Genomic DNA, 19,991 nt, shown 5'->3' on the forward strand with positions numbered 1-19,991 from the left:
CGATTCCCTCGTTGGTCAGGCGGTCAGTTCACGGAACTGGTGTCCGCTTCCTCTTTGGCGAGAGCGGCCTGCGTCTCCTCTGGCAGGTCGATCTCGTAGAATGTGTAGCTGAGCGTGATGTGCTTGGCGAACTTCGCGTCGGGATCGTTGACGATCTCCGGGTCGACGTAGAAGCTCACCGGCATTTCCACCCGCTCGCCGGGCATGAGCACCTGCTCGGTGAAGCAGAAGCACTCGATCTTGCTGAAATAGGCGCCCGCATCATAGGGGGCCACGTTGTAGGCGGCCTGTCCGGCAATCGGGCGGTCGGTGGGGTTGTAGGCCTCGTAGAAGGCCAGCCCGTCCTCGCCGATGCGCAGCGTCATCTCGGTTTGCAGCGGCTTGAACTCCCAGGGGAAGCCGCGATCCTTGGAAGCATCGAAGCGGATCTTGATGGTTTGGTCGAGGATCTGCGAGGATTCCCCGGTGGCCACGTTGGTGGTGCCGCCATAGCCGGTGACCCGGCAGAACCAGTTGTAGAAGGGCACCGCTGCCCAGGCCATGGCGCCCATGAAGACCACCACGCCGATCAGCGACCAGAGGGTTTTCGTGGTCCCCTTAGTTGCCATTCTGGACCTCTTCCTGCTGCGGCGCGTTGGCGGCGCCGAAGTCCCCCGAGCCGATCTTCACCATGGTCAGCCCAAAGACGATCGCGATGAAGGCAGCCAGGGTCAGCCCGACCCCGATATTGCGCCCGCGGCGGCGCTGGTGCAGCTCGTGTTCGTGCGCAATGCCCATCAGAAAGCCCCCAGAAGATCGATGCCGAAACGGGCCAGCCCCGCCTCGACCAGGATCGCGCCGAAATGCGCGAAGAGGTAGAGCAGCGAGAGCTTGAAGAAGCTCTTTTCGGTTTTGAAGTTGTCCGCCTCGGACATGGTCTCGTCGCGGCGGAAGATGTCCCAGGCACCCTTGAGGAAGAGCACGTTCAGTACCAGCGCCACCGCAAGGTAAATCGGTCCGCCCACCGAGGTGAAGCCGGTGCCGATGGCCAGTGCGGCTAGCAAGATGGTGTAGACGAGGATATGCTTGCGGGTCGAGCGGCGGCCATGGGTCACGGTCAGCATCGGCACCTTCGCGTCGTCGTAATCGGAGCGCATGAACAGCGCCAGCGCCCAGAAGTGCGGCGGGGTCCACATGAAGGTCAGGCAGAACATCAGCACGGCCTCGACGCTGACCGACCCGGTCGCGGCGGCCCAGCCGATCATCGGAGGGAAGGCGCCCGCGGCGCCGCCAATGACGATGTTTTGCGGCGTCGAGCGCTTCAGCCACATGGTGTAGATCACCACGTAGAAGAAGATGGTGAAGGCCAGCAGCCCCCCCGCGAGGACGTTGGTGGCCAGCGCCAGGAAGACGCAGGAGAAGCCCGAGAGCGCGAGCCCGATGGCCAGTGCCTCGCCCGCCTGCACGCGGCCCGACGGGATCGGACGCTTGGCGGTGCGCTTCATCACCGCGTCGATGTCGGCGTCCCACCACATGTTCAGGGCGCCAGAGGCGCCGCCGCCCACGGCGATGAAGAGGATCGCGCAGAAGCCGATGAAGGGGTGAACCGGAACCGGAGCGGCCAGCAGGCCGACGAAGGCGGTGAAGACCACCAGCGTCATGACGCGCGGCTTGAGCAGGGCGAAATAATCGCCGAACTGCGCGTCGTACTCGGACACGCGGGCTGCCTGGGCTGCGGGATTGGTGGTGAGGTCGCTCATCTGGGTCTCGATTCAGGTCTTGGAAACGCGCCCTCCTCCTCGGGGCGCGCCTCCGTGGTGTAAAGAGTTACGACGCGGCGAGGAACTGGCGCACGTCGACGTAGCCGCCCTCGTCCTGCGAGGCAGCGAGCCAGGCGTCGTAGGCCTCCTGGCTGACCACCTTGACGGTGATCGGCATGTAGGCGTGGCTGATGCCGCAAAGTTCCGAGCACTGGCCGAAGAACACGCCTTCGCGCTCGGGCTTGAACCACAGCTCGGCAATGCGGCCCGGAACGGCGTCCTGCTTCACCCCGAAGGCGGGGATGGTCCAGGAGTGGATCACGTCGGCCCCGGTCACCTGCATGACCACGGTCTTGCCCACGGGCACGACCACGGCGCTGTCGGTGGCGAGCAGGAACTCGCTGTCGCTGTAGCCGGCTTCCTGCAGCTGGGCAGAGACCTCGGGGTTCATGCGGTTGTCGCCGCCGGTGGCCGGCGCGCCGATCATGTAGCCTTCGTAGCCGAGGTCGGTGCCGACGTATTCATAGCCCCAGTACCACTGGTAGCCGGTGACCTTGATGACCACGTCGCCCTCGGGGATTTCCTGCTGCTTGAACAGCACCGGCAACGAGAAGGCACCGATCACCACGAGAATCACGATGGGACCAAGGGTCCAGGCGATCTCCAGTGGAGAGTTGTGCGTGAAGCTCTTGGGGTTCGGGTTCGATTTCCTGTTGAAGCGCACCGCGGCGAAGGCCAGCAGCGCGATGACCAGGATGCAGATCGCGGTGATGATGACCAGCAGCATCCCGTCGAGCCAATGAAGATCGCGCGCCAGCTCGGTCGCGGCGGGCTGGAAGCCCACGCCGCCGGCCTGCGGGTGGCCGACCAGCTCCAGCGAGTCCTGCGCCATGGCGGGCGCGGCCTGCACAGCGGCGAGGGCTGCGGCGAGGGTGCCGGTGGCGCGGCCCGTCAGCATCGATAGTTTACGCATGTATCACCTGATCCGGTTGTCATTCTTCTCTGCGGACAGGAGGATTCACCCCCGAGCCGCCGCCCGAAGAGCCTCCTCCCTGTTGTTGTGGACTTTAAAAAGCACATTGCGCCCATCAAATAAAGATGAACGCTTGCGGCAAAAGCGCACTTTTTTGATCCAGATCAAATCTAAAAGGACAATCCCATGAGCGAAAGCCCCTTCCGGCCCTTTGAAACGGCCCTCGATCTGGACCGCACACTGGGGCAGCTGCGTAATGCTGTCGCGGGGGCGGATGACGGCGAATTGTTCCTCGAACGCCGCCGCGGCGAGGCTTTGGTGCTCGACGACGGGCGAATCAGGACCGCCAGCTACGACGCCTCCGAGGGATTCGGCCTGCGCGCGGTGCGTGGCGAGGTGGCGGGCTACGCCCATTCCACCGAGATCTCTGAACAGGCGATCACCCGCGCCGTGGAAACCGCGCGGTTGGCGGTGGGCGATGGCGGCGGCGTGCTCGCCCCGCCGCCCGCGGGCACCAACCGCAAACTCTACACCGACGCCGATCCGATTGCGGGGCACAGCTTCTCGGTCAAGCTCGACACGCTGCGCGAGATCGACGCCTTTGCCCGCGACCTCGATCCGCGGGTGGTGCAGGTGACGGCCACCATCGCCGCGTCGTGCCAAGAGGTCGCGATCCTGCGGCCCGAGGGCGGGCTGGTCTCGGACGTGCGGCCGATGACGCGCGTCACCGTGTCCGTCATCGTCGAGGAGAACGGCCGGCGCGAGCAGGGGGCGGCCTCGGGCGGCGGGCGCTACCTGCTGGACGGGCTGCTGGAGCCGTCGGCCTGGCAGGCGCAGGCGCGCGAGGCGCTGCGCGTGGCGCTCGTCAACCTGCGGGCCGAGGATGCGCCCGCCGGGGTCATGGACATCGTGCTCGGGCCGGGCTGGCCGGGCATCCTTCTGCACGAGGCGGTGGGCCACGGGCTCGAAGGCGACTTCAACCGCAAGGGCAGCTCGGCTTTTGCCGGCCTGATGGGCCAGCGCGTTGCGGCACCGGGCGTTACGGTGGTCGACGACGGCACTCTGCCGGATCGCCGCGGTTCGATCTCGGTGGACGACGAGGGGACGCCCTCGGCGCGCAACGTGCTGATCGAGGACGGCATCCTCGTGGGCTACATGCAGGACCGGCAGAACGCCCGGCTGATGGGGGTCGCGGCCACCGGCAACGGTCGCCGCGAGAGCTATGCCCATGCGCCCATGCCGCGGATGACCAACACGATCATGGAAGGCGGTGCCGCCGACCCGCAGGACATCGTGGCGGACCTCAAGGACGGCATCTGGGCGGTGGGCTTCGGCGGCGGCCAGGTGGACATCACCAACGGCAAGTTCGTCTTCTCCTGCACCGAGGCCTACCGGGTGAAGAACGGCAAGGTCGGCGCCCCGGTCAAGGGCGCGACGCTCATCGGCGACGGGGCGACCGCGCTGCAGCACGTGCGGGCGCTGGGGAATGACATGGCGCTCGACCCGGGTATGGGCAATTGCGGCAAGCAGGGGCAATGGGTGCCGGTGGGCGTGGGCCAGCCGACCGTGATGATCGGCGGGCTGACCGTGGGCGGGGCCGGCAGCTGAGGCCCGGCGCCGCGCAGCGGGCGCGGGGCAGGGCCCGAGGCGAGGGGCGCTGCTGCCCCTCGCGCTCCCCGGAACGCTTGGCTCAGGACGAAAGGGCGGACGCCGTGGAGCGCGGCGCTTCATGCTTGCTTAACCAGTCATCGGGTAGAGAGGATCTCGCAAGAGGCGGGATCAGGATGACCGGGCCCAGACAGACTTCCAACCACCCCCCACTCCCACCCACCACGGAAGCCGACCGGCTGGACTGGCTCCGTCTCTTGCGCTCGCGCCGAGTGGGGCCATCGACCTTCTGGCGGCTGCTGTCGGAACATGGGACGGCCGCGGCGGGGCTGGCGGCGCTGCCGGCGGTGGCGGCCGAGGCCGGTGTCGAGGACTACAGGACCTGTCCCGCGGGCGTGGTCCTGGCCGAGCTCGAGGCCGGCACGCGTGCCGGGGCCCGATTGGTGTTTCGCGGCGCGCCAGACTACCCGCCCGCGCTTGCCGAGCTGGAGGATGCGCCGCCGCTGCTTTGGGTGATCGGGCAGGGGCCGTTGCTGCGCCGCCCCACCGTTGCGCTGGTGGGCGCACGCAATGCCTCGTCGCTCGGCGCCCGCACGGCGCGATTGCTGGCGCGCGGGCTTGCTGAAGCTGGCTGGCTCGTGGTGTCGGGTCTGGCGCGCGGCATCGACGCCGAGGCGCACCGCGCAGCGCTGGAGGGTGCCGGGGGCGGAGGCGGCACGGCGGCGGTCATGGCTGGCGGCGTCGACGTCATTTATCCCAAGGAAATCGAGATGCTTGCCGCCGAGATTCGGGCGCGCGGCGTGCTGCTGTCCGAGCAGCCCATGGGCGTGCAGCCGCAGGCCCGGCATTTCCCGACCCGCAATCGCATCGTCTCGGGCATGGCCCGGGGTGTCGTGGTGGTCGAGGCGGCGGTGAAGTCCGGCTCGCTGATCACCGCGCGCTGCGCGCTCGACCAGGGGCGCGAGGTCCTGGCGGTGCCGGGCCATCCGCTCGACGGGCGGGCCGGGGGCTGCAACCTGCTCTTGCGGGACGGCGCCCAGCTGGTGCGCCATGCCGAAGACGTGATCGAAGCGCTGGCCCGGCCGGAGCCACCCGACCTCGTGGAGGTGATCGAAGAGATTCCTGCGCCGCCGCCCGAGCGCCGCAGCCGGGCCGAGACGCTGGCACTGCATCAGCGCATCCTCGACCGGCTCGGACCAGTGCCGGTGCCCGAGGATCAGGTGATCCGCGACCTTGGCGGCGCGGTCGGGCAGATCGCCCCGGCGCTCACCGATCTGGAGCTCGAGGGCCGGCTTGAACGCCGTCCCGGCGGGCTGCTCAGCCGCCCCTCCTGATCCCGGATTCCGCGCCAAATCGCGGCAATCTGCCTACGTTGCAAGGGGCCCGCGAGCGGCCCACATTGACATTTCCCCCTTGCGTCCCACATGTTGCGCCGCCATAGCGGCAGGCAAGCCGTTTTGAGCACAGAGTTGCAATGAGGTCTCATTAATGCCCGTCGTCGTCGTCGAATCCCCGGCCAAGGCCAAGACAATCAACAAGTATCTGGGATCCGACTACACGGTGCTCGCCTCCTACGGTCACGTGCGCGACCTGCCGGCCAAGGATGGATCGGTCGACACGGAGCACGACTTCGACATGACCTGGGAGATCGGCAGCGACTCGCGCAAGCACGTCGCCGCCATCGCCGAAGCGCTGAAAAACGACAACGCGCTCATTCTCGCGACCGACCCCGATCGCGAGGGCGAAGCGATTTCTTGGCACCTGAAGGAGGCGCTGACCAAGCGCCGCTCGATCAAGAAGGACACGGCTGTGAGCCGGGTGACCTTCAACGCGATCACCAAGGCCGCCGTCACCGAGGCGATGCAGAACCCGCGCGAGATCGACGCGCCGCTGGTCGAGGCCTATCTCGCCCGCCGGGCGCTCGACTACCTTGTCGGCTTCAACCTCTCGCCGGTGCTCTGGCGCAAGCTGCCGGGCGCGCGCTCGGCGGGCCGGGTGCAATCGGTCTGCCTGCGGCTCATCGTCGAGCGCGAGATGGAGATCGAGGCGTTCAACCCGCGCGAATACTGGCAGGTCAAGGCGCTGCTCTCGACGCCGCGCGGGCAGGACTTCGAGGCCCGGCTGACCACGCTCGCCGGCAAGAAGCTCGACCGCTACGATCTCGAGAACGCCACCCAGGCCGAGATGGCGGTTCAGGCCGTGGCCAAGCGCGCGCTGAAGATCCTCTCGGTCGAGGCGCGGCCCAGCACGCGCAACCCCTCGGCGCCCTTCATGACCTCGACCCTGCAGCAGGAGGCGAGCCGCAAGTTCGGCATGGGTGCGCGCGCCTGCATGAACGCGGCGCAGCGGCTCTACGAGGCGGGGCACATCACCTACATGCGGACCGACGGCATCGACATGGCCCCCGAGGCAGTCACCGCCTGCCGCGAGGCCATCGCCGATCGTTTCGGCAAAAACTACGTGCCGGGCAGCCCGCGCATCTACAAGAACAAGGCCAAGAACGCGCAGGAAGCGCACGAGTGCATCCGACCCACCGACATGACGAAGGACGCGGGCGATCTGAAGCTGCGCGAGGACGACCAACGCAAGCTCTACGACCTGATCTGGAAGCGCACGCTCGCCTGCCAGATGGAGGCCGCGAAGCTCGAGCGCACCACGGTCGAGATCGGCTCGGACGACCAGCAGGTCGGCCTGCGCGCCACCGGCCAGGTCATCGTCTTCGACGGCTTCCTGAAGATCTACGAAGAGGGCCGCGATGATGTCGCGGATGACGACGACAAGCGCCTGCCGCAGATCATGCAGGGCGAGAATGCTGCTTTTGCCAAGTCGGGCCTCAAGGCGCAGCACGAGAAAGCTGCCGAACGCGCCACCGCCGCCTCCGGCGTGTCGTCGATCCTGTCGGACAACAGTGCCGTGCTGGGCACTCAGAGCTTTACCCAGCCGCCGCCGCGCTACACCGAGGCGACGCTGGTCAAGCGGATGGAGGAGCTCGGCATCGGGCGGCCCTCGACCTATGCGTCGGTGATCACCACCATCCAGGACCGCGAATACGTCAAGAAAGAGCAGAACCGCCTGATTCCCGAGGACAAGGGCCGGATCGTCACGATCTTCCTGCTCAACTTCTTCCGCAAGTACGTGGGCTACGAGTTCACCGCCGAGCTTGAGAACGAGCTCGACGAGGTCTCGGCGGGCGAGATGGACTGGAAGGCGCTGCTGGGCAAGTTCTGGCGCGACTTCTCGGCGGCGATCTCCGAGACCTCCGAGCTGCGGATCTCCGAGGTGCTGGACGTGCTCGACGATGCGTTGGCGCCGCAGCTCTACCCGCCGCGCGAGGACGGCTCCGATCCGCGGGTCTGCCCCAAGTGCGGCACCGGCCAGCTGCATCTCAAGACCTCGCGCACCGGCGGCTTTGTCGGCTGCGGCAACTACCCCGAATGCACCTACACCCGCCCGATCGCGGGCGAGGGGGCCGAGGGCGACGAGCGGCTGCTTGGCGAGGATCAGGGCGACGAGATCTGGCTCAAGGCCGGGCGCTTCGGCCCCTACGTGCAGCGCGGCGAGCCGACCCCCGAGAACAAAAAGCCGCCGCGGGCCTCATTGCCGCGCGGCTGGTCCAAGGACGAGATGACGCTGGAGAAGGCGCTTGTGCTGCTCTCGCTGCCGCGCGAAGTGGGCGAGCACCCCGAGGGCGGCACGGTGTCGAGCAACTTCGGGCGCTTCGGCCCCTACATTATGCACCAGCTGCCCGACGACGCGAAGCCGACCTACGTCAACCTCAAGGACCCGGCGGATGTCTTCGAGATCGGCATGAACCGCGCGGTCGAGATGCTGGCCGAGAAGCGCGCCAACCCGGGCGGGCGCGGCCGTGCGGCGGCCAAGGCGCTGAAAGAGCTGGGCGATCACCCGGACGGCGGCAAGATTGCCATCTTCGACGGGCGCTACGGGCCCTACGTGAAATGGGAAAAGGTGAACGCCACCCTGCCCAAGGATACGGACCCCGAGAGCGTCACCATGGAACAGGCGCTCGAGTGGATCGCCGAGAAGGCCGCGAAGTCCGGAAAGAAGAAAGCCGCCCCGAAAAAGGCTGCGGCGAAGAAGACGACCACCAAGAAGACCACGGCGAAAAAGACAACCGCGAAGAAGACGCCGGCGAAGAAGACTGCGGCGAAATCGGGCGACGACTGAGCGCGCCCAGATTAGGCTCGGCGGATCGGCCCGCGCCCCCGTTGGCGCGGGCCGTTGCACGTCCGGCGTTGCGCCCCTGCGCCCCTGCGCCCCGAACGGGGACATTTCCGCCTAGAAGAAAAGGGCTTGCCCTTGCCTGCCAATCTTGGGAATGCTGCATCGCGGCGCCAGTTTGCTGCGCATGCGAAAGTGACTTGGCGCGAACCCCGCGAACGGCGGGGGAGGCTTCGTTGACTCTGCGGGTCCCGCGGGTGACAAGTCTCGCAGACTCTTTCTTTCGGGAGGACGGAATGAAGAAAGTTTACGGCTCCGCCGCAGAGGCGCTGGACGGGCTGCTCTTCGACGGGATGACCATCGCGGCGGGCGGCTTTGGCCTTTGCGGCATCCCCGAGCTGCTGATCGACGCCATGGTCGAGAGCGGCGTCAAGGATCTGACGATCGCGTCGAACAACTGCGGCGTCGACGGCTTCGGCCTTGGCAAGCTGCTCGACACCAAGCAGATCAAGAAGATGATGAGCTCCTACGTGGGCGAGAACGCCGAGTTCATGCGCCAGTACCTGTCGGGCGAGCTCGAGCTCGAGTTCAACCCGCAGGGCACGCTCGCCGAGCGTATGCGCGCCGCCGGCGCGGGCATCCCGGGTTTCTACACCAAGACCGGTGTCGGCACCGTGGTGGCCGAGGGCAAGGAGACCAAGGTCTTCGGCGGCGAGGAATACGTGCTCGAAGAGGGCATTTTTGCCGACCTTTCCATCGTCAAGGCATGGAAGGCCGATACCACCGGCAACTGCGTGTTCCGCAAGACGGCGCGCAACTTCAACCCGCCGGCGGCCATGTGCGGCAAGGTCTGCGTGATGGAGGTCGAGGAGATCGTGCAGCCGGGCGAGCTTGACCCGGATCACATCCACCTGCCGGGCATCTTCGTGCATCGCATCATCCAAGGCGAGCATGAGAAGCGGATCGAACAGCGCACCGTGCGCAAGCGGGAGGACGTGTAATGCCCTGGGATCGTAACCAGATGGCCGCGCGTGCGGCCGAGGAACTCGAAGACGGCATGTATGTGAACCTCGGGATCGGCATCCCGACGCTTGTCGCCAACTACGTGGGCGACAAGGAGATCACGCTGCAGTCCGAGAACGGCATGCTGGGGATGGGCCCCTTCCCCTATGAGGGCGAAGAGGATCCGGATCTCATCAACGCCGGCAAGCAGACCATCACCGAGCTGCCCAAGACCTCTTATTTCGACAGCTCCATGTCCTTTGCGATGATCCGCGGCGGCAAGATCGCGGCGGCCATCCTCGGCGCCATGGAGGTCGCCGAGAACGGTGACCTGGCGAACTGGATGATCCCGGGCAAGCTGGTCAAGGGCATGGGCGGCGCCATGGACCTGGTGGCGGGCGTTGGCCGCGTCATCGTCGTCATGGACCACACCAACAAGCACGGCGAGAGCAAGCTGCTCAAGGAATGCACCCTGCCGCTGACCGGCAAGGGCGTGGTTGACCGGATCATCACCAACCTGGGCGTGCTGGACGTGGTCGAGGGCGGTCTGAAGATCGTCGAGACTGCCGAGGGCGTCACCGAGGACGAGCTGCGCGCGGCAACCGAGGCGACCATCGTCGACTGAGGCGCGGTCCCAGTGCCTTATCCGAACGCGGCCCCCCGGGGCCGCGTTTTTCTTTGGCGTCCTCTGCGGATCCGGGCGCGGCACAGAAAAAGGGCGGGCTCTGATGAGCCCGCCCCACGCATTGCGCCGGATACATGGGAGGAGAGGAAAGGCGCAACAGCGGCTCGCCCCGGGGAGGCCGGGGCGAAATCCGTCTTATTTCGTGGCGGCCGTGGTGGTCTTCTTGGCAGCTGCCGTCATGTCGTCGGTGGCCTTCTTGACCGCCGCGGAGGCATCCTCGGAGAAGTCCTTGCCAGCGGCCATCATCAGCTCGACGGTGTCCATCTGCACCTTCTTCGCGATCTCTGCGAAGGCGGCCATGTTCTCGGCAGCGACCTCGGCCTGCGCCGATGCGAAATCGGTCATTGCCTTGGCATAGTCGGCCGGCTCTTTCTTGACCTTGGACATGTCGGAGAGTTTCGCCAGCGTTTCTTTGGTCCACTTGGCGGAGATCTCGGTGGACTTTCCGGCCGCTTCGAGCGCAACCGCCGAGAGTTTCTCGTTCAGCGTTGCAGAAGTCTTGAAGGCTTCGTCCATGGCCTTGGTGTCCACGGGGAACGCGCCCATCATGTCCTTCATCATGGCGGTGAAGTCTTGAGTCTTAGCCATCCTTAAATTCCCGTATTCAGCCTGGCGGGCCCACCCCGCGCTTTGTCTATCGGCTACACACAATATGAATGCTGCAGTGCAGCATTTCAAGGTTTTTTGCCGCAGCGCAGCAAAAATCGTGCAACGTCCTGAATTGACGCAAGGTTAAGCGGCCTTTACCCGCACGTATTCGCCGGGCGCGGGGCAGAGCGCGGGATGCGCCGAATCGCCAGGGGCGCGCGCGGGGACCAGTTTGCCCGAGCGTTTGCGCAGCCAGGCCTCCCAGACCGGCCACCACGATTGCTTTTCGTGGAAGGCCGCGCCGGCCTGCCAATCCTCGGCCGAGAGCTTGAGGTCGGGGTTCAGGTAGTGGCCGTACTTGTTCTTGCTCGGCGGGTTCACGATGCCGGCGATGTGGCCAGATTCCGACAGCACGAAGGTCTTCGACCGCGAGCCCATCTTCTGTACGCCGCGATAGCAGTCCTTCCAGGCGGCGATGTGGTCGCCCTCGGCGGCGATCGACATCAGGGGGACGTCCACGTCGGTGATGTCGAGCCTGTGCCCCAGGATTTCGAAGTCGCCGCGAGAGAAGAGGTTCTGCTGGCAGAGCCCGCGCAGGTACTGGACCGTCATCTTGCCCGGCAGGTTCGCGCCGTCGCCGTTCCAGTAGAGCAGGTCGAACGCCGGGGGCGTCTCGCCCATCATGTAGCTGCGGATCGCCGGCGTGTAGATCAGGTCCGTCGAGCGCAGGAACGAGAAGGTGCGCGACATGATGAAGCTCTTCAGGATGCCGCTGGCGTTGATCTCGGCCTCGATCCCATCGACAAAATCGTCTTGCAGGAAGGGGGTGAACTCGCCCTGATCGGAAAAATCGGTGAGCGTGGTAAAGAAAGTCGCCGACTTCACCGAGGTGTCGCCCCGCTGCTTGAGCAGGGCAAGGGTGAGCGCGAGCGTCGTGCCGGCGATGCAGTAACCCACCGCGTTCACCTGCGCGACACCGCAAATATCCCGGACCTGCTGGATCGCGGTCAAGAAGCCGTCCTCGATGTATTCCTCGAGGCCGACGTCGCTGTAGCTCTCGTCGGCATTGACCCAGCTCACCACGAAGAGCGTGTATCCTTGGTCAACGATGTACCTGATCAGGCTGTTCTGCGGCTTGAGATCGAGGATGTAGTACTTGTTGATCCACGGTGGGAAGAGCACGATCGGGGTCTCGCGCACCTTCTCGGTGGTGGGCTTGTACTGGATCAGCTCCATCATGCGGTTGCGGTAGACCACCTCGCCCTCGGCGGTGGCGATGTTCTCGCCGAGCTTGAAGGCGTTCTCGTCGGCGAGACGCACCACCAACTCGCCGTTGTTGGCCTCGAGGTCGGCGACGAGGTTCTCCATCCCCTTCACCAAGCTTTCGCCCTCGGTCTCGAGCGCCTTTTGCAGCGCGTCGGGGTTGGTGGCGAAGAAGTTGGTCGGCGCCATCATGTCGACGATCTGCCGGGCGAAGTAGCGCAGGCGCTTCTTTTCCTTGGGATCGAGATCGTCGATCTCGTCGATCGACCGGTGGATCGCATCGGCGGAGATCAGGTACTGCTGCTTGATGAAGTTGAAATAGGGGTGATTGTCCCACAGCGGGTTCGCGAACCGCTTGTCTCGGGGGCCGGTATCCTCGGGCGGCGTCAGTTGGCCACCGGCCAGGGCCGCCTGCGCCTCGAGGTAATGGCTGAGCGCCTTGCCCCAGTAGGACACCTGCTGCTCGTAGACCTTGGCCGGATTTTGCATCCACTCCATCCAGTAGGCCTGCGCGGCCTTGCCGTAGAGCAACGGATCCGGGCCATTTAACGCGGGATTGATCGGCTTACGTCGCGAAATTGCTTCCATAAGGCGTTGAGAAAGGGCTTCGATCTTCTCAATGTTTGCTTCGAGTCTTGCGCGGTCAGACGTGACGTCCGTGCCCGGAGTAGTTGTCATAAGGTCGAATCCCCTCTACTTTCGGCATGTTGCAGAATAACGGCGGCAGAGCGGGGGGCAAAGCGGCGAATTGGTCCGGGGACCGGATCGGCGGTGATTGCGTGACGGGAGGTGCGCAAGGCCGGACGCTGTGAGCGACCGCATCTCAGGAGACACGCATCATGCGTCAAATGGCGACCTACGATCTGATGGAAACCTTCCGGAACACCAACCAGTGGCTCGGGGCCACCGCGCGGACCATGGCTTCCTATCCGGCCTTCGCGGCAATCCCCAATCCGATGATCGGCTTGATGGCCGCCTGGGGCGAGGTGACCGAGCGCACCTTCGAGCGCATGGTGGTCAAGCCCGCCTGGGGCATCCGCACGGTGACCTGCAACGATGGCCGCGACCACGTCGTCGAACCGACCACCGTGGTCGAAAAGGCGTTTGGCGACCTGGTGCATTTCGAAGTGGTCGGTCGTCCGACCAAGGAGCGAAAGGTGCTGCTGGTCGCGCCCATGTCCGGCCACTACGCGACGCTGCTGCGCTCCACGGCCGTCTCGCTGCTGCCCGATTGCGAGCTCTACGTCACGGATTGGAAAAACGCCCGCGACATCCCGGTCTCGGAGGGCAAGTTCGATATCGAGGACTACACCCTCTACCTGATGGACTTCATGCGCGCGCTTGGGCCGGACACCAATGTCATCGCGGTCTGCCAGCCGGCGCCGCTGACGCTGGCGGCCACCGCCTATCTCGCCGAACTCGAGCCCGCCGCGCAGCCGCGCACGATGACGCTGATCGGCGGGCCGATCGACCCCAATGCCACCCCTACCGACGTCACCGATTTTGGCCACCGCGTGACCATGGGCCAGCTCGAAGAGACGATGATTCAGCGCGTCGGGTACAAGTACGCGGGCGTCGGAAGGGCGGTCTACCCGGGGCTGCTGCAGCTGGCCTCCTTCATGTCGATGAACGCCGAGCGTCACTCCAAGGCGTTCTCCGAGCAGATCCTCCGCGTCACCCGTGGAGAGGCCTCGGATTACGACGCGCACAACCGCTTCTACGACGAGTATCTCGCGGTGATGGACATGACCGCCGAGTTCTATCTCTCGACCGTCGAGCGGATTTTCAAGAACGGTGAGATTGCCTCGAACAATTTCATCGTGGACGGGCACAAGGTCGACATCGGCAAGATCACTGACGTGGCGGTGATGACCGTCGAGGGCGCCAACGATGACATCTCGGCCCCGGGCCAATGTGTCGCCGCGCTCGACCTCTGCACCGGCCTGCCGGACAGCAAGAAGGGCCGGCACCTCGAGCCGGGAGCGGGCCATTACGGCATCTTTGCCGGGCGCAGCTGGCGCAGCAACATCCGGCCGCTGGTGCTCGACTTCATCGACCGCAACTCGAACGCGCCCCGCAAGGCAGCCAACAGCAACGCCGCCTGAGTTCTGCGGGAAGGGGGGCGCTGTCCGCTCTGGCCTAACGGCCGGGTTTTCCTACGGCGTACTAGCAAAGAGAATAAGCGCGGCGGGCCGAGAGGCACCGCCGCGTCTTATTGGTCAGAGGCCTTCGTAGGCGCAGAGCGCGTGGACCTTGCCACCGAGCGCTTCGAGCCGCTTGCGGCCGCCGAGGTCTGGCAGGTCGACGATGAAGGCGGCGCCGACCACGGTGCCGCCAAGCCGCTCGACGAGCGCCACCGCCGCCTCGGCGGTGCCGCCCGTGGCGATGAGATCATCCACCAGCAGCACCTGCTCGCCGGGCGCGATGGCGTGCTCCGAGAGCTCCACCACCGCCTCGCCGTATTCCAGCGCGTAGCTCTGCGCGATCACCGGCGGCGGCAGCTTGCCCTCTTTGCGCAGCGCCGCGAAGCCTGCCGAGAGCTGGTGCGCCACCGCGCCGCCGAGCAGGAAGCCGCGCGCCTCGGGTCCGATCACCTTGTCGATCTTCTGGCCGGTGAAGGGCAGGGTGAGCTGGTCCACCGCCAGACGGAACCCCTGCGGGTCGGCGCAGAGCGGCGTCACGTCGCGGAACAGGATCCCTGCATGCGGGTAGTCGGGGATCGTGCGGATGTAATCGGGAATGGACTTGGGAGGCTTCATCGGAAGGATCCTGTGACAGATGCCGCGCGCGGCAGGGTCAGGCGGCGCGGCGCAGCGTGGCGGTGAGGGCGCCCATGGCGATCAGCGCCGCGCCTCCGGCGCGGGTGAGCCAGGCGAGCACCGAGGGGCGGCCGATCAGCCGGCGCAGCCGGTCGGCGGCCAGCGCATAGGCCAGCACGTTGAGCGCCGCAAGGGTGACGAAGGTGGCCACCAGCAGCGCGAATTGCGGCAGGAGCGGCGCCGAGGCGTCGACGAACTGCGGCACGAAGGCGATGAAGAAGGCGATGCTCTTGGGGTTGAGCGCGGTCACCGCCGCGGCATGACCGAAGACACCGCGCGCGCTCACCGCGTCGCGGGGCACCGCCAGCCCGGCACCGGGGGCCGAGCGCAGCAGTTTCACCCCCATCCAGACCAGGTAGAGCGCGCCGATCCACTTCAGCACGGTAAAGGCGGTGGCCGAGGCCAGCACCAACGCACCAAGCCCGGCGAGCGACAGGCTCATGGCCGTGAAATCGCCGAGCGCAACGCCCGCCGCCGAGGCCAGCGCCACCGAGCGGCCCTTGGAGAGCGCGTAGGACAGCACCAGCAGCACCGTCGGGCCCGGGATCAGCAACAGCGCGACAGAGGCGGCGACGAAGGTCAGCCAGAGATCGAGGGGCATGGCGGTGTCCTGTCCTGTTCGGCGGGCAGTCTGGCGCGGCGGCGCGCGCGGGGCAATGGCGGAATGAGTACTTTCAGAGCAGCCGGCCAGCCACGGCATCCAGCCTTGCCAGCACCTCGGGATCGCGCGCCGCGGGGGCGGTGATGAGCGCATGTTCGAGCGCCCGGTCACAACCATGCGGGCAGGGCGCGCGGCTCGCCCCAAGCAGCGCCGGCAGGCGCGAGACCAGCGCGCGGGCCTTCTCGGCATTGCCCTGCAGCACCTTGAGAATGTCCGAGACCTCGACCGCGCCGTGATCCTCGTGCCAGCAGTCGTAGTCGGTGACCATGGCGACCGAGGCGTAGCAGAGCTCGGCCTCGCGGGCGAGCTTGGCCTCTGGCATGTTGGTCATGCCGATGACGTCGGCGCCCCATTGTTCGCGGTAGAGGCGCGATTCCGCGAGGGTCGAGAACTGCGGGCCTTCCATGGCGAGATAGGTACCGCCGTCATGCACCGTGATCCCCGCATCGCGCGCCGCGGCGAGCGCATGAGCGCCGAGCCTCGGACAGGTGGGACGGGCGAGCGAGACATGCGCGACACAGCCGGTGCCGAAAAAGCTCTTCTCGCGCGCGAAGGTGCGGTCGATGAACTGGTCGACGACGACGAAGTCGCCCGGCGCCATCTCCTCGCGGAACGAGCCACAGGCCGAGACCGAAACAACGTCGGTCACTCCGAGCCGCTTCAGCGCGTCGATATTGGCACGGTAGGGCACGCTCGAGGGCGACAGCCGGTGGCCGCGGCCATGGCGCGGCAGGAAGGCCATCTCGACCCCTTCCAGCGTGCCGGTGAGGATCTGGTCCGAGGGCGCTCCCCAGGGCGTGTCCACCGTCACCCAGGCGCGGTCCTCCAGCGTGTCGAGGTCATAGACCCCGGATCCGCCGATCACCCCAATCATCGTCTTTGCCATGCGCGGTCTCCTTTTGCGCGCAGCCTGCCCCGCGGCGTCGGCGAAGGAAAGGGGCGGGATCTGCCGCCCCGCGGCCCCTCCGAATGCCGGATTTGCACCATTCGTGGCGGATCTGCCGAAATTCGGCGCCTCCGGGTAGCGCCCGCAGCCTCTGTGCCTTATGGGCAGGGGCGCGCGCAAACAGACCGATTGGAACAGCTCCCCATGGCCAAAGCCCTCCTGGCGCGATACGCCAGCCGTATTCAGAAACCCGACCTGAGCCTCTCGCCGACGGCGCGGCTCACTCCCGCACAGATCCGCACCGACATCCTGTCGGGCCTGACCGTGGCGCTGGCCCTGGTGCCCGAGGCCGTGGCCTTTGCCTTCGTGGCGGGGGTGCATCCGCTGGTCGGGCTCTATGCCGCCTTCCTCGTCGGGCTGATCACCGCGCTGATCGGCGGCCGGCCGGGGATGATCTCGGGCGCCACCGGCGCGCTCGCCGTGGTCATGGTGGCGCTGGTCGCGGACCATGGCGTCGAATACCTCTTCGCCACGGTGGTGCTGATGGGTCTGCTGCAGATCTTTGCAGGCGTCATGCACTGGGGCAAGTTCATCCGGCTGGTGCCGCACCCGGTGATGCTGGGCTTCGTCAACGGCCTGGCGATCGTGATCTTCATGGCGCAGCTCACGCAGTTCAAGGTGCCGGGTACAGCGGTGCCGGGGGTGACGCCCGGTGAGTGGCTCGCGGGTCCGCAGCTTGCGATGATGCTGGGGCTGGTGGTGCTGACCATGGCGATCATCTGGCTGCTGCCGAAGGTGACCAAGGTTATCCCGGCGCCGCTGGCGGGCATCGCGGTGACCGCCGCCATCGTCATCGCCTTCGGGCTCGACGTGCCGCGGGTCGGCGACATGGCCTCGATCGAGGGCAGCTTCCCGCCGTTCCACCTGCCGATGGTGCCGCTCAACCTCGAGACGCTGCAGATCATCCTGCCCTATGCGGTGATCCTCGCCGCCATCGGCCTGATCGAAAGCCTGCTGACCCTCAACCTCGTCGGCGAGATGACCGGCCAGCGCGGCGGCGCCAGCCAGGAATGCATCGCCCAGGGGACCGCCAACGTGGTCACCGGCTTCTTCGGCGGCATGGGCGGCTGCGCGATGATCGGCCAGTCGATGATCAACGTGAAGTCGGGCGGACGCACCCGCATCGCCGGCATCGTCGCGGCGCTCTTCCTGCTGTCCTTCATCCTCTTCGCCTCGCAGCTGATCGAACTCATCCCGCTCGCGGCGCTGGTCGGGGTGATGTTCATGGTGGTGATCGGTACCTTCGCCTGGAACAGCCTGCGTATCCTCGCCAAGGTGCCGCTGACGGACGCCTTCGTCATCGTGCTGGTGACCGTGGTGACGGTGTTCGAGGATCTCGCGGTGGCGGTGGTCGTCGGTGTGATCGTCTCGGCACTGGCCTATGCCTGGAACAACGCGCGCCGCATCCACGCCAAGAGCTACACGACGCCCGAGGGCGCCAAGGTCTACCAGATCCAGGGTCCGCTCTTCTTTGGCTCGTCCGACGGCTTCGCCGAGCTCTTCGACATCGAGGGCGACCCGAAGGCGGTGATCGTCGATTTCGCCGACAGCCGGGTGGTCGACCAATCGGCGCTGCAGGCGATCGAGGCGGTGGCCGGCAAGTACGAGGCCGCGGGCAAGCGGCTTCAGCTGCGCCACCTGTCGCGCGACTGCCACCGGTTGCTGACCAAGGCCGGGCACCTGGTCATCGACAGCGACGACGACCCCGATTACGCGCTGGCTGCGGATTACCACGTGCGCACGGGCATTCTCGGCGGGCATTGAGCCGCATCCGACAGGAATGAAAAAAGGCGCCGCGAGAAATCGCGGCGCCTTTCTTCATTGCAGGAGGGGTCTCCGCTCCCGAGGCGCGGAGGCTCAGCCCTCGAGGCTGGCGCGGATGGCGCGGATGTTCTCGCCGTAGGGCGCCGGGTTCTCGACCGAGCCGCCGCGGAAGACGGCGGATCCCGCCACCAGCACGTCGGCGCCGGCCTCGACCACCAGCGGCGCGGTCGAGGGGTCGACGCCGCCGTCGATCTCGATGTGGATCTCGCGATCGCCGATCATCTCGCGCAGCTTCTTCACCTGCGCCACCTGGCTGTGGATGAACTTCTGGCCGCCGAAGCCGGGGTTCACGGTCATCAGGCAAACGAGGTCGCACATGTCGAGAAGCGGTGCCGCCGCCTCGACCGGGGTGCCGGGGTTCAGAGCGAGCCCGGCCTTGGCACCCGAGGCGCGGATCGCCTGCAGGGTGCGATGGGTGTGGGCGCCGGCCTCGAGGTGCGCCGTGATGATATCGGCGCCTGCCTCGGCGAAGGCCTCGATGTAGGGATCGACCGGCGCGATCATCAGGTGCACGTCCATGACGGTCGAGATGTGCGGGCGGATCGCCTTCACCAGCGGCGGACCGAAGGTGAGGTTCGGCACGAAGTGGCCATCCATGACGTCGACGTGGATCCAGTCCGCGCCCTGTGCCTCGACGGCACGGATCTCGGCGCCGAAATTGGCGAAATCGGCGGAGAGGATCGAGGGGGCGATCTTCACGTTGCGGTCGAAGGTCTCGGGCAGGGGCATGGCGGCAGCATCTCCAGTTAAGATGCGCCGCGCCTTATCAGTATCCCGCGCCCCGGTCCACAAGATGCAGCAGCGGCTCGCCCGTGACGCCGCGCCGCAGGTTCTCGGCAATCACCCGCGAAGCCGAGTCGGCCCGGGTTTCGGCGGCGATATGGGGAGTGACCGTCACCTTGGGATGCGCCCAGAACGGATGGTCCTGCGGCAGCGGCTCGACCCGGAAAACGTCGAGTGTGGCATGGCCGACCTGTCCGGCGTCGAGTGCCGCCAGCAACGCGTCGTCGTCGATCAGCGGGCCGCGCCCGGGGTTGATGATCGCGGCACCGGGTGCCAGCAGGGTGAACTGCTCGGCGCCGAGCGTGTTCTCGGTCTGCGGGGTGAAGGGCAGCAGCAGCACGACGATCTCGGCGCTGGCGAGCGCTTCGGCCAGCCCCTCGGCGCCCGACAGGCAGCGGATACCCTCGATCTCCCGCGGGGTGCGGCTCCAGCCGGTCACCGGGAAGCCGATCTGCGCAAGTTGCCGGGCGCAGGCGCTGCCCAGCATGCCGAGGCCGAGCACGGTGACCGGGCGCTCGCGCGCCAGCGGCGGCGCCTTGTTCAGCCAGACATGGTCGGGATTCACGATATGCGCATCCATCCCGAGGTGATGGCGCAGCGCGTGGCCGGTGACATATTCGACCATGCCCTGGGTGAGCCCCTCGTCGTCCACCATGCGGGTAAGCGGCACGGCAAGCTTGTCGTTGCCCACGATCTTCTCGACCCCGGCCCAGAGGCTCAGCACCGCCTTGAGCTTGGGAAAACCGGTGAAGTCGGTCAGGCCCGAGCTCGGCGCATAGACGATGTACTCGACCTCGGCCGCAGGAATGTCACGGGAGAGGTGGTAGTCGATCCCGGTGGCGTCCAACGCCTCGGTAAGCGGCGCGCGGTATTCGTCCCAGCTGTCCTGCGGGGCGGCGAAGAGGATCGTCGTGGTCATGG

Annotated in this window: 18 protein-coding genes; 7 read left to right on the forward strand and 11 right to left on the reverse strand. The window is 66.6% G+C overall.

The genetic code is table 11. From position 1 onward, the window contains the following. Window positions 1-23: 23 nt before the first annotated feature. The 4 genes from G0D83_RS01415 to coxB form a co-directional block, all read right to left on the reverse strand. Complete coding sequence (locus tag G0D83_RS01415) at window positions 24-608, reverse strand: cytochrome c oxidase assembly protein (RefSeq protein WP_108966659.1); 585 nt, start codon at window positions 606-608, stop codon at window positions 24-26. Next, window positions 598-777, reverse strand: coding sequence for a hypothetical protein (locus G0D83_RS01420; RefSeq protein ID WP_108966657.1), 180 nt, complete (start codon window positions 775-777; stop codon window positions 598-600). Before G0D83_RS01420 ends, G0D83_RS01415 begins: the two co-directional genes overlap by 11 nt. Further along, window positions 777-1,739, reverse strand: coding sequence for a heme o synthase (cyoE, locus tag G0D83_RS01425; protein ID WP_164188873.1), 963 nt, complete (start codon window positions 1,737-1,739; stop codon window positions 777-779). Before cyoE ends, G0D83_RS01420 begins: the two co-directional genes overlap by 1 nt. 67 nt (window positions 1,740-1,806) lie before the next feature. After that, a complete protein-coding gene (coxB, locus tag G0D83_RS01430; RefSeq protein ID WP_164188875.1) occupies window positions 1,807-2,712 on the reverse strand; it encodes a cytochrome c oxidase subunit II in 906 nt (301 codons plus the stop codon). A gap of 186 nt (window positions 2,713-2,898) precedes the next feature. Between coxB and tldD the strand changes: the two genes are divergently transcribed. From tldD to G0D83_RS01455, 5 genes are all read left to right on the forward strand, one after another. Continuing rightward, window positions 2,899-4,320 carry a metalloprotease TldD gene (gene tldD / locus G0D83_RS01435; protein ID WP_164188877.1) on the forward strand — a complete coding sequence of 474 codons (1,422 nt, stop codon included), beginning with the start codon at window positions 2,899-2,901 and terminating at the stop codon, window positions 4,318-4,320. Between the two features lie 176 nt (window positions 4,321-4,496). Then, on the forward strand, window positions 4,497-5,654 hold the full coding sequence (dprA, locus tag G0D83_RS01440; RefSeq protein ID WP_164188879.1) for a DNA-processing protein DprA: 1,158 nt from the start codon (window positions 4,497-4,499) through the stop codon (window positions 5,652-5,654). 154 nt (window positions 5,655-5,808) lie between these two features. Beyond that, window positions 5,809-8,505, forward strand: a complete 2,697-nt coding sequence (topA, locus tag G0D83_RS01445; protein ID WP_164188881.1) for a type I DNA topoisomerase — start codon at window positions 5,809-5,811, stop codon at window positions 8,503-8,505. Between the two features lie 290 nt (window positions 8,506-8,795). After that, the gene (locus G0D83_RS01450; RefSeq protein WP_108966646.1) at window positions 8,796-9,500 is read left to right on the forward strand and encodes a CoA transferase subunit A; all 705 of its coding nucleotides are present in this window, start codon (window positions 8,796-8,798) and stop codon (window positions 9,498-9,500) included. After that, window positions 9,500-10,126 (forward strand): CoA transferase subunit B, encoded by a 627-nt coding sequence (locus G0D83_RS01455; protein ID WP_108966645.1) that lies wholly within the window; start codon window positions 9,500-9,502, stop codon window positions 10,124-10,126. The genes G0D83_RS01450 and G0D83_RS01455 overlap by 1 nt, the downstream gene beginning before the upstream one ends. A gap of 195 nt (window positions 10,127-10,321) precedes the next feature. On the opposite strand, the gene G0D83_RS01460 is transcribed toward G0D83_RS01455, so the two are convergent. Together G0D83_RS01460 and G0D83_RS01465 are read right to left on the reverse strand one after the other, a co-directional pair. After that, window positions 10,322-10,774 (reverse strand): phasin, PhaP, encoded by a 453-nt coding sequence (locus tag G0D83_RS01460; protein ID WP_164188883.1) that lies wholly within the window; start codon window positions 10,772-10,774, stop codon window positions 10,322-10,324. 144 nt (window positions 10,775-10,918) lie between these two features. Then, complete coding sequence (locus G0D83_RS01465) at window positions 10,919-12,715, reverse strand: alpha/beta hydrolase (protein ID WP_164188885.1); 1,797 nt, start codon at window positions 12,713-12,715, stop codon at window positions 10,919-10,921. A gap of 161 nt (window positions 12,716-12,876) precedes the next feature. Between G0D83_RS01465 and phaZ the strand changes: the two genes are divergently transcribed. Further along, window positions 12,877-14,142 carry a polyhydroxyalkanoate depolymerase gene (phaZ, locus tag G0D83_RS01470; protein ID WP_164188887.1) on the forward strand — a complete coding sequence of 422 codons (1,266 nt, stop codon included), beginning with the start codon at window positions 12,877-12,879 and terminating at the stop codon, window positions 14,140-14,142. A 114-nt stretch (window positions 14,143-14,256) separates the two neighbouring features. Here the strand turns inward: phaZ and G0D83_RS01475 are convergent, their stop codons facing one another. The 3 genes from G0D83_RS01475 to G0D83_RS01485 all read right to left on the reverse strand — a co-directional run bounded on the left by G0D83_RS01475 (window position 14,257) and on the right by G0D83_RS01485 (window position 16,403). Continuing rightward, entirely contained in the window at window positions 14,257-14,796 is a 540-nt protein-coding gene (locus G0D83_RS01475) for an adenine phosphoribosyltransferase (protein WP_164188889.1), read from the reverse strand. A 37-nt stretch (window positions 14,797-14,833) separates the two neighbouring features. Further along, window positions 14,834-15,457: a LysE family translocator gene (locus G0D83_RS01480; protein ID WP_164188891.1), complete on the reverse strand. Its 624-nt coding sequence runs from the start codon at window positions 15,455-15,457 to the stop codon at window positions 14,834-14,836. Between the two features lie 73 nt (window positions 15,458-15,530). Further along, on the reverse strand, window positions 15,531-16,403 hold the full coding sequence (locus G0D83_RS01485; protein ID WP_164188893.1) for an S-methyl-5'-thioadenosine phosphorylase: 873 nt from the start codon (window positions 16,401-16,403) through the stop codon (window positions 15,531-15,533). A 204-nt stretch (window positions 16,404-16,607) separates the two neighbouring features. On the opposite strand from G0D83_RS01485, the gene G0D83_RS01490 reads away from it, so the two are divergent. Continuing rightward, complete coding sequence (locus G0D83_RS01490; protein WP_108966631.1) at window positions 16,608-18,227, forward strand: SulP family inorganic anion transporter; 1,620 nt, start codon at window positions 16,608-16,610, stop codon at window positions 18,225-18,227. Between the two features lie 93 nt (window positions 18,228-18,320). Here the strand turns inward: G0D83_RS01490 and rpe are convergent, their stop codons facing one another. Further along, entirely contained in the window at window positions 18,321-19,016 is a 696-nt protein-coding gene (gene rpe / locus G0D83_RS01495) for a ribulose-phosphate 3-epimerase (RefSeq protein ID WP_108966630.1), read from the reverse strand. 37 nt (window positions 19,017-19,053) lie between these two features. After that, window positions 19,054-19,989: a glyoxylate/hydroxypyruvate reductase A gene (locus tag G0D83_RS01500; protein ID WP_164188895.1), complete on the reverse strand. Its 936-nt coding sequence runs from the start codon at window positions 19,987-19,989 to the stop codon at window positions 19,054-19,056. Window positions 19,990-19,991 lie beyond the last annotated feature (2 nt).

Origin of the sequence: Salipiger sp. PrR003, assembly GCF_010500785.1 — a bacterium.
In the GTDB taxonomy this organism is placed as follows: Bacteria; Pseudomonadota; Alphaproteobacteria; order Rhodobacterales; family Rhodobacteraceae; genus Salipiger; species Salipiger pacificus_A.